We start from the raw sequence: 14,123 nt of genomic DNA, 5'->3' as shown, positions 1-14,123 counted from the left end.
TTCTTTTGAGCCTGTTTTGGCCAAACGAAGGCTAAAACGGGTTTAAAAGAAAATCCAGGGAAACTTCCTTACCAAGGTCAAAATAAGTTGACAGTAGGCATTAGGATAACATGGTTCTATGGCTGTTAGTAGAGAAATCTAACTTCGGCCATAAAACCATGTTATTATTGTAGGTGTAGGGGAATCTGATTTATACTTGGAAGAAGTAGTTAAGGTGAGTAATTACATTCCATAGAGAAACACTTACTTTACATAATATAAATTATAAGACTATTAAATCGGTCATTTTATTATGCAGCCCATTAACTAAAGTAGACCTATACATTAAGCCTTATACCTTATTATATGTTAAGTAGAGACGCTTATGTTAAGTAAGTAAGCAAACTCGGCAAATACTAGATCAATTTTAAAACGGTCTACCTATACTGGTAAAAAATCCCGTGGTAAAAAGGCGTCCAGACGCAGGCTTTCTGACCGCAGGCTTTCAAACCGTCGTTGGCCCAGGAATTACAGGTATAGAACAGATTATAACTTCCCTTGGCCTCATAAAAGGCATCATTCTCGCCTTAATTGGCGTTGGTTGGAATATAAATGGGCAAGCCATCAGCCTTAGTGTCAAAACGGCTTTTGATAAATTGGACCAGTTTTTCATACTGCACCCGGCTGAGCATAATCCGTTTGCAGGCTTCGTTTTCCTCAACGCTTTTATAAAAAGTGGCGTGAATCGCAGATTCGCTGAGACCAGTGGCGGCTTTGAAGGCGGTGCTGGCTTTTAAATCTGCCCACGTGGGTGTTTCCAGGTAAAAGCCTTTGTCGCCCCACCCAAAGGCCACCCAGTTCACGTGCTGGTCCTGGCCTTTGGTGTCCTGTACCTGAACAAATGAGCTCCAGTCTGCCACCTCATTCCTGATTGGGACCACCAGATCTGTATGCACGCCATTGGTTAAAATAAAAATAGGGATCTCAGGATTAGACTGAGGTTCAGGCCGAACACTCATGCGTGACAATAAAAAAGCGGCGATAAAATAAACCACCACGCCAGCTAAAAGCGCCAATAATGCATAAGAGACAAAGACCAAGGCAGTTTTCAAGGAGAATAAAGTAAAAACCTCTGGAAACCATTTTATTGCAGCCCAGATGGATAAAGATACTCCATATTAAAGACCTGGGTTGGTTTTCCCTTTCTTTACCGAAAACGCTCCAAAAACTTCAATCGACATTTAACCTTCTCCAAAAAGCTTAAAATACATCGGGTGAGCACTTTATCGCATTGATTGGTTCCTCCTTTCCGGTTTCTTTTTGAAAAAGAGGACCAAAACAAGAATGTTCCAGGTAATTACTTTTGGCTGGTAGCGGATACGGCAGATTGCGTATTTTTGTCTTTTCCTGCCTTTTGGCTTCTACGAGATTCGCTTAGTTTTCCGTTATACATGAAATTTGACACCGCCTCCCTCACTAACCTTTCCATTCACCACGTAGGCAACAAGGGCTTGGAACAGAAACTGACCTTGTCAGAGAACACCTTTGATTTTGGCGACAGCCTCACCGAGAAACTGGAGAAGTTCTTTCTCACCAAGTTTGCCCAGGCCCATGAGCGATTCAAATTCACCCATCCCTCCTCTTTGCAGTTCAATGAGGTGTACAGCTACGCCGACAATATTTTCGCCAACAAGGAAGCGTTCCACGAGAACTCCCGCAACATTGCGCGGCACCTGTTTGAAAGCACCACGCACCCAAAAATCAAGCCTGGGGAATTGTACGTGGCGCACTTCATCAACTGCGAGGTGGAAGAGCGCGTGGTAGAGGCCGTTGGTATTTTCAAGACCGAGGTGAAAAACGGTTTCTTTGACGTAAGCCGGAAAAACCGCGACTTCACCATGTCCTATCTGGAAGGCATTGACAGCAACAAGTTTGACAAAGGCTGTATCATCTTCAACACGCGTGGTGACGAAGGATTCATAGTGGCCATCATTGACAACCAGAACCGCGGCGAGGAAGCCCAATACTGGCGCGAGAATTTCCTGGGTCTGACGCAGGTGAAAAATGAGTTCCACCAAACCAGCCATTTGCTTAACCTCACCAAGGAATTCATCTCAGAGCGTATGTCAGAGGAATTTGAGGTAGAGAAAACCGACCAGATCGTGCTTCTGAACAAGTCAGTGGAATATTTCAACAAACACGAGACCTTTGACAAAGATGAGTTTGCTACCGAGGTATTCGGGCAACCAGAGCTGATTGAGTCCTTCAGGAACTATGACACCGAGTACCGCCAGAACTATGACGTGGAGTTGGAAGACAGCTTTGAAATCTCTCCCCAGGCGGTGAAGAAACAAGCCCGGGTTTTTAAAAGCGTGCTTAAACTGGACAAGAACTTCCACGTGTACATTCATGGTAACAAAGACATGATTGAGAAAGGCGTAGACGAAGACGGCCGTAAGTATTATAAACTCTATTTCGAGGACGAGGAATAACGCTTAATTAGCAAAGGATCAGGGGTTTCACAATCCAATATGGAGCAGGGTCGGTGGGTAATCCTGTTCTTTGCTAAAACACCAGAGTGGGTCTTTACGTCTATGCAGGTAGCCCTTCTTTAAAAAAAGGGCTACTTCACTCCCACTGCTCTCCTTTCTGTTTGAGCCAAAGCTTATTGAAAATGAACCTGTTTATCTTCGCTGACCTGGACCTCAATCAGCAAACGTACCTTTCATCTCAGTTACCCGCCACTATCACGCCTTATTTTTATTCTGGGGATTCCTCTAAAGAAAGTGAGGACGCCTTTGCGGCTGCGGACCTTCTTTTCGGGAACCCTCCCTCCTCCTGGTTTCAAATCTCTTCCCCGGCTCTCTTATTCTGGCAATTAGAATCAGCGGGATTTGACCAGTACCAACAGGTGGAGCTAACTGGGCAGGTGGCCAATATGGGGGATTATTTCGCCCAGCCCTGTGCGGAAACGGTGGTGGCCGGAGTGCTGGCTTTTTACCGGGGCCTTCCCTCCCTGCTCCGTCTCCAAGGGGAGAAAACCTGGCAAGGGAAAGAGGTACGGGCCCGGCTGGAGTTGCTAGGCCATAAAACTGCCATCATCTTAGGTGCGGGAACCATTGCCCAAGCCATAAAGCGCATTCTGGAAGGGTTTGGCACCAGCGTTAAATTGTCGGCTAAAACCAATCCTGCGGCACAAATCCTTTCTTATGATGATTTGTTGGCCCAATTACCCAAAACAGATCTGGTGATCAACACCCTGCCGGGCAACCTGGACAACTACGTTTCTGAGGCGTTTTTACAGAAAATGAAGCAAGGGAGCGTGTATGCCAATGTAGGCCGAGGCAACACCACAGATGAGGCGGCCCTCATCAAGGCACTAAAAGAAGGGCATTTGGCCGGGGCAGTACTAGATGTAACCGAACAGGAACCTCTTCCAGCGCAAAGCCCATTATGGGAACTAGACAATGTGGTGCTTACCCAACACACAGGCGGCGGGCAAGCCCTGGAGGTGGAAGGCAAAATAGACCGTTTCCTCAAGAACCTTCAGCTGTTCCTGGCCGGCCAGGAAGTACCAGATAAAGTAACGCTCTCCCGGGGGTATTAGAATCCTTTTACTCCATGGTTCAGAAGTTGAAACTTCCTTTTTTATAGAATAGCTTTTTTATAAAAAACCAAAAGCGCCCGCTCCTACTGGAACGGGCGCTTTTGGCTTATAAGGGCTTTATTCCCTTTATCCAATCATGCTGGGTTGCGTGGGCTGCACCAGCGCATTCTGATATTCAGCAGAATCATATTCCTCGTCGTTGCGCTCAATTAAGGTACTGGCAACGGCTAAGGCAATGGCGATCACCAAGGCCGGCCAAAAGCCTTTCACCTCAAAGTTCTTGATCAGGGCATCTACTACTTTAATAATAATGGCCGTCACCACCAGTTTCACCACAAATTGGAGGAAGAACAAGGTTACCAGGTTCAGCGGAAACCGGATAAGCAATCCTAGGGTGGCATTGAGAATACCAATCAAAAAGGCTACCCAAAGGGCAGTCCAGAAACTTTTGATATGTACTTGTGGCATTAGGTAAGCTAACAGCATCAAAATACCAGCACTCACAAGCAGGTTAATTAAAAAGTCCATAGTTTTTCATAGTTAGGTAGAACTGTTGATTCGCGTACCAGACAGTACTTGTCTGTTTGCACATATACTGTAAAAAGTAGGAAGAGGTTAAAGCGCCAGTTTAAAAGTAGCCACCAAGGTGTCCTGAAGCTGCTGCCATTCAGGCCCGTTCTCCACCGGAAAGCGCTGGCTTACTTCCAGTTCTATTCCAGTATATTGGTCGTTGGAATAATTTCTTCGCAACTGCGTCACGAAACCATCTGCGGTGCCTTTGTAAGGGTAATTGTACCTGATTTTGTGTTTGGTTTTCATCTGCATCTGCTGGCGCCAGCGGGCAGCCAGAAACTGCTCCCGCTCCCGTTTAGGGTCATACAAAAACCCGATGTCGGTTTTCCGGGCTTTTCCGTCCAGTTCAGGCGTAAACGTGTGCACCGACAAATGGACCACTAGGAATTTTTGCTGGACCCAATCCTCAATCTTAGCTTCGGCCCTCTGGCGGTAGGGATAGTAATGCTGCTCCAGCACCTTTTCTGCCTGGGCGGTAGATAGCGGGAGCATGAATTCAGAAAACAACTGGGGGTGGTGCAATGACCGGTTCAATTCCACTACCAGGCGGCTGGTGGTACTATAGAGGGAAAAATCTGCTACCGGTTTAAACTTCTGGAACAACTCCAATGCGCCAATGTCATAGCCCCGGTGCGAAGAAAGCACCCCATCCGCGGGTTTGAAACCCGAGGCATATTCTTCAGGAATCTCGTTCCCGCCGTGCTCACACGTCACAATTATTTTGAACCGCTCGTCTTTCACGGCTGAAACAGTTTATTCTCAGACAAACAAGTTGCTAGAATTTTATATACGGCTTTCAACTTTTCTAAGGAAGGATTAGGACCCAGAAACTTTAAAATTCGCAAAGAAAGGCAGCCTTGCCGAAGAAGGACCTCCACGGCCTGGCTTATTTCTGGGGTAAAAGCCTGTTCTTGCTGCACTTCCTGCCACAGATAGTCCCAAATCTCCTGAACAGTAGCCTTTTCCTGACCCAGCCCGAAGTGGCGCAAATAAGCTGCGTCAGCTACCTCAGTTAGGGGCCCGTTTTTCAAAGATTGGATGAAAACGGCCGCTAAACCCACTGTCTGGACTTGCTGCTGTTCTTCATAACTGCTCCAGCTTTGAGCCACCAGTTTCTTTAGCACCTCAGAAACCAGGGTGACAATGGCGATGTCGGCCAAGGGGCATTCCTGGTTGTCAATGATTCTGATCTCAATGGCGCCCCGGCTGAAACGTGCTATGGCCCCCCTGGAATTGAGGAACTCCTCCTGCAGTTCGCCTTCCGGGTCATACAGCGAAATTGCCTGGAACATGGGCTGGAAAATTTGGCTTTGGTAATTGGCTTCTGAAAAGACCGGCTCCGGTACCACTTCCCCCGCTATGAGCGGGATCTTCTGCTGGTTTTTGCGGTACACCTCTAACCGGGTATCCAGCAAGCCAGTGACGGCACTATCCAATACCGGGGAGGCCGCACTAAGGGCCGGGATGAGCGGCAGCAGGAGCCGGATAGCCGCGTGTAGCCTCCCAAATTCCCCATCATCCTGGAAAGGAAGGTTCAGGTGCGTACTTTGCAGGTTAGCCCAGCCATGGCCCTGGCAGTTGAAAATGCGGTTGTAGGCTTCGTAGATCTCGTTGGCTTCATGCGGCCAGAGCTTCGTTTCTGAAAAAGGGTCCATAAACGGATGGGTCCCGGAAGGCAACAACATGGCATTGAACGGCAAGAGCAATTGGTTTACCCGCACCACTTCGGAATGGAACATTTGAGCTAAGGGCGCCAAAGCAGGGGCCGGACCATTTGTCTTCAGTTCCAGCACATGGAGCACCAGTTCATTTGACCAGGCCATGGCTCCCCGTTCCACATCTGAGGTGAGGTGACCGGCTTCTGCCTGTAATACCTGGTCTGACATGGGCCGCACCTGCAGCGTGTCGCGGTCCACGATCATGTATTCCATCTCCACGCCGTAGCCTGCGAACAATCCCAATCTTTTTGCTACGCTCATGGCAGGATAAATTTCTTCTGGTTATCAATACGGCGCTTAATGGACTTTAGAATGGTGAGGTAGAGGCTTTTCTTCAAGATGCGGTCTTCCACGCCATGGTCAATGTTGGGGTTGTCATTTACCTCAATCACATAGGCCTTCCCGTTTATCTCTTTCACGTCTACCCCATAGAGGCCATCACCAATCAGATTGGCCGCCTTGAGCGCCGTGTGGAGCACGAAGAAAGGCACCTGTTCAAAGGGAACGGTCTCAAAATTACCGGTGATGTCTTTTTTCTTGCCTTCCCAGTTGTAGATCTGCCAGTGGTCTTTGGCCATGAAATACTTGCAGGCGTACAGGGGCTGCTTGTCCAATACGCCAATGCGCCAGTCAAAATCGGTGGGTTTGAATTCCTGGCCAATGATCAGGTCAGATTCAGAGAGCATTTCTTTCAGTTGATCCTCCAGTTCATCGCTGGTTTTCACTTTTACCACGCCTTGGGAAAAGGAAGAATCTGGTTTCTTAAGCACACAAGGCAACCCCAATTCCTCCACTACCTTGCAGCAGTTGTCTCTGTGGATGATCATGCTTTTGGGAATAGGCACCTTGGCCTTGGTCAGCAGCTCCGCCAGGTACACCTTGTTCGTGCAGCGCAAAATGGAAACTGGGTCGTCAATGACCACCAGCCCTTCGGCGTACGCCCGGCGGGCAAACCGGTACGTGTGGTGGTTGACAGAGGTGGTCTCTCTGATGAAAAGGGCATCAAATTCAGAGAGGCGCCGGTAGTCTTCCTTGGTGATCAACTCGGTGTAGAAGCCCAAAGATTCTGCGGCCTCCACAAAATTCTGGATGGCTTTGTCATTAGAGGGTGGATCGCTGTCGGCGGGGTTTACAAGGATGGCCAGATCATAGATTTTCTTGTTCATCCGGATGCTGGAGAACCGGTTGCGGGCAAAATATGCCTTGGCAAACCTGAACAGGTCTTTCAGGTGGTGTTCCGGAACCTCGTTCACCGGTATTGGATTGATGCTTTCCAGTACCCACTCTTTGTTGTACACAAACTGGGCGCGCAGCAAAGGCGCCTGGAACAGGTCATGCAACTGTTTGCTTAGCTTATCATACTGTTTGGCCACGTTTTGCCCAAAATAGATGCTTAACGTGAAGTTCTTTGATTTCAGCTTGGCCAGGCTCTTCTGAATGGTTTCATTGATCTCATCGGTGATGGCCCGAACAATGGTCTGGGACTTCAGGTCCTGAATGGTGGTCACATTGGGGATGGCCCGGTGCCCCCTGGCCTCTGCCAGCAAAGAGACGTAATAGCCACTGCTCTGGTATTTATAAGACCGGCAAAGGTTGAAGATACGGGCACTTTTAAGCTCAATGTAGGCGGGGTCTGTCAGGTACCGTTGCGCGTCTACCACTTCCACATCCTCTACATCAAGATCCCAGTCTTTGGGATTATTGACCACTACTAGTTTGCGCATGAAGATTGGGTTGTTCTGATGGTTGGTTTGAGGTGATTTTTGGTTCAATGGCCAATAAATTGGCATCATAGGTCACTATGCCCAGCATGATGGCGTTGAGCAGCCGGGTAATAGGAACGTTGTAGTAATTGTTCTTAGACAGCGGGTTCTCCTGGTAAGGGTCGGCCACGATCACGTTTTCTTTTTCCTGCTCGTTGTCAAAGCCTGCCAAAACCACGAAATGCCCCAGAGGCTCCCCTCTCACATCGTCATAAATGGCCTCGCCCCGGTCATTGGTTCGCTCGCGGGCGCAGTTATAGAGGTAGGTGGCACTGAGGCCCGCCAACAAGGGAACCCCTTTAGAGAAGTACCTGTCCAGCAGGCTAAGGGTAAGGTCTTTGTGAAAAATCTCCCCTCCCAACCGCAGGAACTCAATGTAGGCATGGGTGGCCACGTGCAACTTGGCATCTGATTTATAGATTAACTGCTCCTTGAGGTTGGCAATCAGCTTCTCCTTGCTCAATTTAAACCAGGTGGGGTCAAAAACATGCAGGTTGTAGGTGTAAATGCGGGCCTGGTAACCCCGGCGCAAGGCATGGCAGCCCAACAACACCGCCAGGGTGCCTCCTTCTTCCAGGAAAGACACCTCAGAGATTACCTGGTCCAAGGGGACTGTATCTTTGAAATAATGATACACCGCGTGCAGACTGGTGGGCCCGCAGGTGGAATCATCTGGTTGGGTAAGGATTTTAAGCGAATTGAGTAAGGTAACGGGAAGCACAGGCGACAGTTCTTTTTGTGCCTTTTATACGTGTTTTTTCGAGGTAGTTACCAAACGGACCATTCTGCTTTTTGCTTTCAGGGTTTCTTTTCAATGGTTTTTGATATATTAGCCCAACAATGGCTTTACAGGCTTATTTCCAAAAGGGAAAACTGGATGCCTTAAAAGAATATTTCCTCTGCCTGGCAGGTGAAAAGTGCTAAAGAATAATACCTTTACGGCTAGAGGCGAATTCTTTATAAGTATATAGTACAGATTTCAATAGGACAGATTTGAAAACGCACTCCCCCTACCGCGCTATCATCATTGATGATGATGAGCTGAGCCGAATGATTCTGGAACGCCACATCCAGGCAACCCCTTCCCTGGAATTGGTGCAAGCCTTTGGCTCCAGTGTGGACGGCCTGGCCTGGCTCCTGAAGAATGAACCCATTGACCTGCTTTTCCTGGACGTGGAGATGCCGGAGATGACCGGGTTGGAACTCCTCCGGACCCTTCCCCAGAAACCAGAGACCATCCTGATCACGTCACACAAGGATTTTGCCTTACAGGCCTTTGAGCTGCAGGTGTCAGATTATCTCCTCAAACCCGTTGATTTTACCCGGTTTACCCAAGCCGTGCTGAACACCATCAAGAAGTTGCAGCCTCAGATTGCCCCCGCTCCGGTAGCGGCGGCGGCCCTCCCAGATGAATTGTTTGTGAAGGTGGACAACAAAATCATCAAGCTTAACCTCAACAACATTTCTTTTATTGAGGCGCGGGGCGATTATGTGGTGATCAACACAGACAGCAAAAAACACATTGTGTACACCACTATGAGCGCCATTGACAAAAAGCTGCCCGAAGATCTGTTCCTTCGCATTCACCGCTCTTTCATCATCAACCTCAGAAAGATTGAGCTCATTGAAGACGATTCGGTGTTCATGCAAGACAAATACATTCCCATAGGCGGTTCTTACCAGAGCAAATTCTACGGCCGCATCAATAAACTGTAATAAATCCTACCGGCAGTAGCCAGGTATTTGACCACCCCGTTTAACGTCCTTTTTAGAAAAGAAGGTGGTAAACGGGGTTTTGTTTTCACTGGAATATTCCCGACCTTCTTCCTACAAAAGCCAAAGAAAGATTTAACTCTATTCCTGCTAAAGAAGAACCAAAACGGTAAAAGCCTATATTACTTAGTTCTTCAAGTTAATTAAGGCTGGAAGAGACTATAAGTTAAATAAGGCTTTACCATTGTTAGGACGGGAGATATACGAGGGTAGGCCCTGATAAAGGCATTTGTAATATTATGACCATTAACCACCTATTACTTCCTTAGATAAAGTGGTTTTAGCACCTAAATTTCTGCTTTTCTCATAGCGTAATTAAGAACATTAATTTTGGGCTGCCATGGAAAGACCTGACACGCTTGACCAAACGGCGTATCCTTTTGCCTCCCACTATTTCAGTCAACCGGCTGGAGAGCAGCATTATATTGTGGAAGGGGAAGGTCCTCCCCTATTGTTTGTTCATGGAACCCCCACCTGGTCTTTTTTGTGGCGTAACCAAATCAAGGCTCTTTCCAACCACTATAGCTGTATTGCGGTAGACCACCTGGGGTTTGGCTTATCAGCAAAGCCGCTTCACTTCTCCTATTCTTTACAAGAACATAGTCAAAACCTGGCCCGCCTGGTGAATCACTTGCAATTGACTGAGGTCACTTTGGTGGTCCATGATTTTGGAGGGCCTATCGGGTTAGGGTGGGCTGTGCAGAACCCTGAGAAAGTGGCCCGTATCATTATCCTGAACTCTTGGATGTGGCCCCTCACCCAAGAGAAACGCATGATGCAGGCCAGTAGATTCTTTGGAAGTGCTATTGGGAAGTTTATCTACCAGCAATTTAAATTCTCCCCTCAGGTATTGCTGCCCCAAGCTTTTTACCAAAAAAAGAAGTTAACTAAAAAGCTGCACCAGCAGTACCTGCTCCCCTTCCAGAAAAAACAAGACCTCCTAGGCACCTGGCATTTTGCCAAAGCCCTTCGTCAGGAATCTCCTTTTTTTGAAGAAATAAACCGCCAAAAGGTTTTTTTAAAAGAAAAGCCAGCCTTGGTGCTCTGGGGAACGGAAGACCAATTGATTCCGGCTTCTTTTTTAGAAAAATGGCAGGAAGCCTTTCCTCAGGCTGAAATAAAAACTATTAAAGCAGGTCACTTCTTACAGGAAGAAGCGCCGGAGGAAGTAACCGGAAAAATCAGTGAATTTTTAAAAGGTACTACCTTATAAAAAGAATTCTTCGTCACTTAAATTCTGTACCCATCAGCCTGCCATGGCTGACAAGCCTGAACCAATATAGACAAATAGAAACTCAGGCAGTAGGAACGGGAAGATCCTGTAATGGACCATAGAGGGCTTCGAATTGTACTCGGTGCATGACCCAACGTTTTACAGGCTGCTCAAAATTGATCCAGCCAGGAGTGGTAATGTATTCCTTTTCTAAATGGAACCCCACCTTCTCCAGCGTTTTATTGGGGGCTGGGTTAAGCGCGTAGGGTTCGCAGTAAATTCTTTGGAGGTGCAGGTCCAGGAAGAAGTGCGGCAAGGTGCGCTTCAAAAGTTCGGTGCCAAACCCTGATTTGCGTCCTTCAGGAAACCAAAGGTGCAGGTGCAAATATGCCTCTTCTCCCCAGACAATTTTGTTCACGTTGCTATGCCCAACGGCATTGCCGTCTACTTCCCAAATAAGGCAATACGACTGCTTCTGCGCCAGCGGTGTGTTGATTTGCTCCGTAAGCATCTGGGACCATTCTTCTGGGCTAGGAAGCTTTGTTAAGTCTACTCCCATTCCCTCTAGAAAGGCAGCGTCTGATGTCAACCAATAATGGGTAATAGTGGTGATGTCGGCAGGCTGGAGTTGGCGCAAGGAGAGTTTCATGCTTCTTCAATGAAAGATGGACAACAGTCGGTTCAAAAAGAAGAGGTCTTCATTGGCAGGAGATTTTCTGCGTTAGCCATTGATATTTCACCCTCAATACTATTTACTCTTCCAAAAAATATAAAGTTGGAGTTTATCTCTTCCTTTACAAGAAGTTGGCCTCAGGAATTTAAATATTTTCTTTAATAATGTTTCCCCTACTCCCTCGGTTTATGCCTGCTTTCCAGCACCTGCACTACTTCAGCTAAGGACAAGCCAGAGGCTTCCAACAGCACCAGTAAGTGGAATATCAAATCAGCGGCTTCGCCTTTCATGGTTTCGGTTTTTCCGGCTACGGCGTCAATGACTACTTCCACCGCTTCCTCGCCAACTTTCTGGGCCATTTTATGGAGACCTTTGTCAAAGAGGAAATTGGTATAGGAACCTTCAATTGGGTTTTTCACCCTCTCTTTGATTGTTTGCTCTAATTGGGCAATGAACTGCAGGGCCTGCTCAGTTGGGGTAAACGACTGAAAACTTCTATGGTGGTAAGATTGGGCGGAGCCTTCCGTATCAAAGCAGGTTTCCGTGTTGCGGTGACAGGCAGGACCGGTTGGGTTCACCAACACCAGAAGCGTATCTTGGTCGCAGTCCAGCTCTATGTGCACCACTGTTAAGGTATTGCCCGAAGTTTCGCCTTTGGTCCAGAGGCGGTTTTTGGAACGGGAGAAAAAGGTCACCAATCCAGTTTGCTGGGTCTGCTGGAAGGCTTCCTGGTTCATGTAGCCCAACATCAGAACTTTTCCGGTACCGGCGTCTTGGATGATGGCGGGCACCAAGCCCTCACCTTTCTTGAAATCTATGGTCATATAATTCTTTTTGAGACATAAGAGGCAAGACTTAAAGGATAAGTTTTACTCTGTACAAGTCTAGAGTCTTCTATCCTGGGTCTTGTGTCTCATATACGGATGTCAATATTATTTTGGGCCAGAAACTGTTTCAGTTCCGGCAAGGGCACTTCCTGGAAGTGGAAGATACTGGCGGCCAGGGCGGCATCTGCCCCGGCGGCGAACACGTCCAGGAAGTGTTGCTGGTTTCCGGCGCCGCCTGAGGCAATAACCGGCACAATCACGTTCCTGGAGATTTCACCGGTAATGTCCAGCGCGAAGCCGCCTTTGGTGCCATCGTTGCTCATGGAGGTGAGCAGGATCTCACCCGCCCCACGCTCCACCACTTCCTTCGCCCAGTCCAGAGCAAACAAACCGGTATCAACGGTTCCCGCCTTGCTGAAGACCTTCCAACCTTCTGAGGTGTTCTTGGTATCAATGGCCACTGTCACGCATTGGCTCCCGAACCGGCTGGCCAACTCCGTGATCAACTCCGGGCGGTGCAGCGCAGAAGAGTTTACCGACACCTTATCGGCCCCGTTCTGAAGCAGCACCTCCACGTCTTCCACCGCACTGATGCCACCGCCCACCGTGAACGGAATATCAATGTGCCTGGCCACCTCGCGCACCAAATCGCGCAAAGTTTTGCGTTTCTCATTAGTGGCTGTGATGTCCAGGAACACCAATTCATCGGCGCCTTGTTTGGCGTATAGCGCCGCCAGTTCCACCGGGTCTCCGGCATCTCTGATATCCTCAAACCGCACGCCCTTCACGGTACGGCCGTTCTTGATGTCCAGGCAAGGAATGATTCGTTTTGTTAGCATAGGGTTGGCCTCCCCTGCCTCCGTTTCTGTGGGAAAGCAGAGCAGGGTTCTTCTATTTTATCAGTGGTACGGTTTTAAGGCCTATTTTTCATAAACTGCCTTAAAACAACAGTTTTCTTTTCTCTGACGCAAGTCTTTAAGCTTAGGACGTTTGATGGGATGAATCACCAGGCTCCAGTATTCGGTTAGGCTCCTGGCTCCCGGCGAGTCTGGAGACTCGCTTCATCCTGTGGCACGAGTCTGAAAACTCGCGCCAGATTGAAATCTTAAGTAGGAACTAGAAAAGTAATGGTTTACTGACACTACCGTTCGCCCACAAGATCCTTTCAGGATGACAAATTGAGTAGACAGTCTATCAATTAAATTGGCCGGGAATTAGCCAAAAACCTAGACTGAACACTCAATTCTTAATTCCTAATTCTTAATTCCCAATTAATTTAAACTACTTCCTTCGCCAGATCCTCCAAGGTGATGGTGCCTTCATAGATGGCTTTTCCTATGATGGCACCGTGCAGGCCCGCTTCGCGGAGGTGGCGCACCTCTTCAATGGTGGTTACGCCGCCGCTCGCAATGAATTGCAAAGAAGGGAATTTCAGGATCAACTGTTGGTAAATCTCCAAGGAGGAGCCTTGCAGTTTGCCATCTTTGCTCACATCAGTGCAGATGAAGGTTTTGGCGCCTTTTTCAGAAAAAGAGGTGAGAAACGACTCCAGGGTGAGGTCACTTTGATCAGCCCAGGCATTGATGGCAATGAAGTTATCTTTGAAATCAGCACCTACAATGATTCGGTCCGAACCGTATTGGGTGAGCCATTTCTGAACGGTCTTTGGTTCACGCACGGCAATGCTGCCGGCCGTGACCTGTTTGGCACCGGCATCAAAGGCCTGCTGGATGGCTTCGCTGCTTTGCAGGCCTCCACCATAGTCAATGTGCAGGTTAGTTTCGCGGGCGATGCGGGCCAGAATTGGCAAATTGACAGGCTGCTTGGCGCGGGCTCCGTCTAAGTCCACCAGGTGCAGGCGGCGCAATCCCAAGCTTTCAAATTGCTTGGCTACTTCCACAGGGTCTGAGTGGTAGGTGGTCTGTTGCGAGAAATCACCTTCGGTGAGGCGCACGCACTGGCCGCCTATGAGGTCAATAGCTGGGATTATTTCCATG

The 14,123-nt window shown here is 48.3% G+C and carries 13 protein-coding genes and 1 pseudogene; 4 read left to right on the top strand and 10 right to left on the bottom strand.

What is annotated here, in order from left to right; genetic code table 11:
- Positions 1–416: 416 nt before the first annotated feature.
- A pseudogene (locus FOE74_RS08475) lies at positions 417–998 on the bottom strand (TIGR02117 family protein).
- 432 nt (positions 999–1,430) lie between these two features.
- On the opposite strand from FOE74_RS08475, the gene FOE74_RS08470 reads away from it, so the two are divergent.
- Positions 1,431–2,471 carry a nucleoid-associated protein gene (locus FOE74_RS08470; protein ID WP_149098178.1) on the top strand — a complete coding sequence of 347 codons (1,041 nt, stop codon included), beginning with the start codon at positions 1,431–1,433 and terminating at the stop codon, positions 2,469–2,471.
- A 182-nt stretch (positions 2,472–2,653) separates the two neighbouring features.
- Positions 2,654–3,586, top strand: coding sequence for a D-2-hydroxyacid dehydrogenase (locus FOE74_RS08465; RefSeq protein WP_149098177.1), 933 nt, complete (start codon positions 2,654–2,656; stop codon positions 3,584–3,586).
- Between the two features lie 126 nt (positions 3,587–3,712).
- Here the strand turns inward: FOE74_RS08465 and FOE74_RS08460 are convergent, their stop codons facing one another.
- The 5 genes from FOE74_RS08460 to FOE74_RS08440 all read right to left on the bottom strand — a co-directional run bounded on the left by FOE74_RS08460 (position 3,713) and on the right by FOE74_RS08440 (position 8,361).
- Positions 3,713–4,054, bottom strand: coding sequence for a phage holin family protein (locus tag FOE74_RS08460; protein ID WP_372428437.1), 342 nt, complete (start codon positions 4,052–4,054; stop codon positions 3,713–3,715).
- A 147-nt stretch (positions 4,055–4,201) separates the two neighbouring features.
- On the bottom strand, positions 4,202–4,900 hold the full coding sequence (locus FOE74_RS08455; RefSeq protein ID WP_149098175.1) for an N-formylglutamate amidohydrolase: 699 nt from the start codon (positions 4,898–4,900) through the stop codon (positions 4,202–4,204).
- Complete coding sequence (locus tag FOE74_RS08450) at positions 4,897–6,138, bottom strand: carboxylate-amine ligase (protein ID WP_149098174.1); 1,242 nt, start codon at positions 6,136–6,138, stop codon at positions 4,897–4,899. The genes FOE74_RS08455 and FOE74_RS08450 overlap by 4 nt, the downstream gene beginning before the upstream one ends.
- Positions 6,135–7,601, bottom strand: coding sequence for a RimK family protein (locus FOE74_RS08445; RefSeq protein WP_149098173.1), 1,467 nt, complete (start codon positions 7,599–7,601; stop codon positions 6,135–6,137). The genes FOE74_RS08450 and FOE74_RS08445 overlap by 4 nt, the downstream gene beginning before the upstream one ends.
- Positions 7,576–8,361 carry a cysteine peptidase family C39 domain-containing protein gene (locus FOE74_RS08440; RefSeq protein ID WP_149098172.1) on the bottom strand — a complete coding sequence of 262 codons (786 nt, stop codon included), beginning with the start codon at positions 8,359–8,361 and terminating at the stop codon, positions 7,576–7,578. Before FOE74_RS08440 ends, FOE74_RS08445 begins: the two co-directional genes overlap by 26 nt.
- Positions 8,362–8,633: 272 nt before the next feature.
- Here FOE74_RS08440 and FOE74_RS08435 point away from each other — a divergent pair, with 272 nt between their 5' ends.
- Both FOE74_RS08435 and FOE74_RS08430 read left to right on the top strand, forming a co-directional pair.
- A complete protein-coding gene (locus tag FOE74_RS08435; protein ID WP_149098171.1) occupies positions 8,634–9,356 on the top strand; it encodes a LytR/AlgR family response regulator transcription factor in 723 nt (240 codons plus the stop codon).
- Positions 9,357–9,753: 397 nt separating this feature from the next.
- Positions 9,754–10,626 carry an alpha/beta fold hydrolase gene (locus tag FOE74_RS08430; protein WP_149098170.1) on the top strand — a complete coding sequence of 291 codons (873 nt, stop codon included), beginning with the start codon at positions 9,754–9,756 and terminating at the stop codon, positions 10,624–10,626.
- A gap of 82 nt (positions 10,627–10,708) precedes the next feature.
- Here FOE74_RS08430 and FOE74_RS08425 read toward each other — a convergent pair whose 3' ends face one another.
- From FOE74_RS08425 to hisA, 4 genes are all read right to left on the bottom strand, one after another.
- Positions 10,709–11,275 (bottom strand): GNAT family N-acetyltransferase, encoded by a 567-nt coding sequence (locus FOE74_RS08425; RefSeq protein ID WP_149098169.1) that lies wholly within the window; start codon positions 11,273–11,275, stop codon positions 10,709–10,711.
- A gap of 197 nt (positions 11,276–11,472) precedes the next feature.
- Positions 11,473–12,123, bottom strand: coding sequence for a bifunctional phosphoribosyl-AMP cyclohydrolase/phosphoribosyl-ATP diphosphatase HisIE (hisIE, locus tag FOE74_RS08420; protein WP_149098168.1), 651 nt, complete (start codon positions 12,121–12,123; stop codon positions 11,473–11,475).
- A gap of 89 nt (positions 12,124–12,212) precedes the next feature.
- On the bottom strand, positions 12,213–12,965 hold the full coding sequence (hisF, locus tag FOE74_RS08415; protein WP_149098167.1) for an imidazole glycerol phosphate synthase subunit HisF: 753 nt from the start codon (positions 12,963–12,965) through the stop codon (positions 12,213–12,215).
- 437 nt (positions 12,966–13,402) lie between these two features.
- Positions 13,403–14,122 carry a 1-(5-phosphoribosyl)-5-[(5-phosphoribosylamino)methylideneamino]imidazole-4-carboxamide isomerase gene (hisA, locus tag FOE74_RS08410; RefSeq protein ID WP_149098166.1) on the bottom strand — a complete coding sequence of 240 codons (720 nt, stop codon included), beginning with the start codon at positions 14,120–14,122 and terminating at the stop codon, positions 13,403–13,405.
- Position 14,123 lies beyond the last annotated feature (1 nt).

The sequence above is a fragment of the Rufibacter glacialis genome (assembly GCF_008271745.1).
Taxonomy (GTDB): Bacteria; Bacteroidota; Bacteroidia; order Cytophagales; family Hymenobacteraceae; genus Nibribacter; species Nibribacter glacialis.
Note: the sequence above shows the minus strand (reverse complement) of the source record. Positions and strands in the feature narration are given on the sequence as shown.

What these genes read in the sequence shown, in the direction of transcription:
- FOE74_RS08470 (WP_149098178.1), top strand. Translation starts at nt 1,431, where the DNA reads ATGAAATTTGACACCGCCTCCCTCACTAACCTTTCCATTCACCACGTA.
- FOE74_RS08465 (WP_149098177.1), top strand. Translation starts at nt 2,654, where the DNA reads ATGAACCTGTTTATCTTCGCTGACCTGGACCTCAATCAGCAAACGTAC.
- FOE74_RS08460 (WP_372428437.1), bottom strand. Translation starts at nt 4,054, where the DNA reads ATGCCACAAGTACATATCAAAAGTTTCTGGACTGCCCTTTGGGTAGCC.
- FOE74_RS08450 (WP_149098174.1), bottom strand. Translation starts at nt 6,138, where the DNA reads ATGAGCGTAGCAAAAAGATTGGGATTGTTCGCAGGCTACGGCGTGGAG.
- FOE74_RS08445 (WP_149098173.1), bottom strand. Translation starts at nt 7,601, where the DNA reads ATGCGCAAACTAGTAGTGGTCAATAATCCCAAAGACTGGGATCTTGAT.
- FOE74_RS08430 (WP_149098170.1), top strand. Translation starts at nt 9,754, where the DNA reads ATGGAAAGACCTGACACGCTTGACCAAACGGCGTATCCTTTTGCCTCC.
- FOE74_RS08425 (WP_149098169.1), bottom strand. Translation starts at nt 11,275, where the DNA reads ATGAAACTCTCCTTGCGCCAACTCCAGCCTGCCGACATCACCACTATT.
- hisIE (WP_149098168.1), bottom strand. Translation starts at nt 12,123, where the DNA reads ATGACCATAGATTTCAAGAAAGGTGAGGGCTTGGTGCCCGCCATCATC.
- hisF (WP_149098167.1), bottom strand. Translation starts at nt 12,965, where the DNA reads ATGCTAACAAAACGAATCATTCCTTGCCTGGACATCAAGAACGGCCGT.
- hisA (WP_149098166.1), bottom strand. Translation starts at nt 14,122, where the DNA reads ATGGAAATAATCCCAGCTATTGACCTCATAGGCGGCCAGTGCGTGCGC.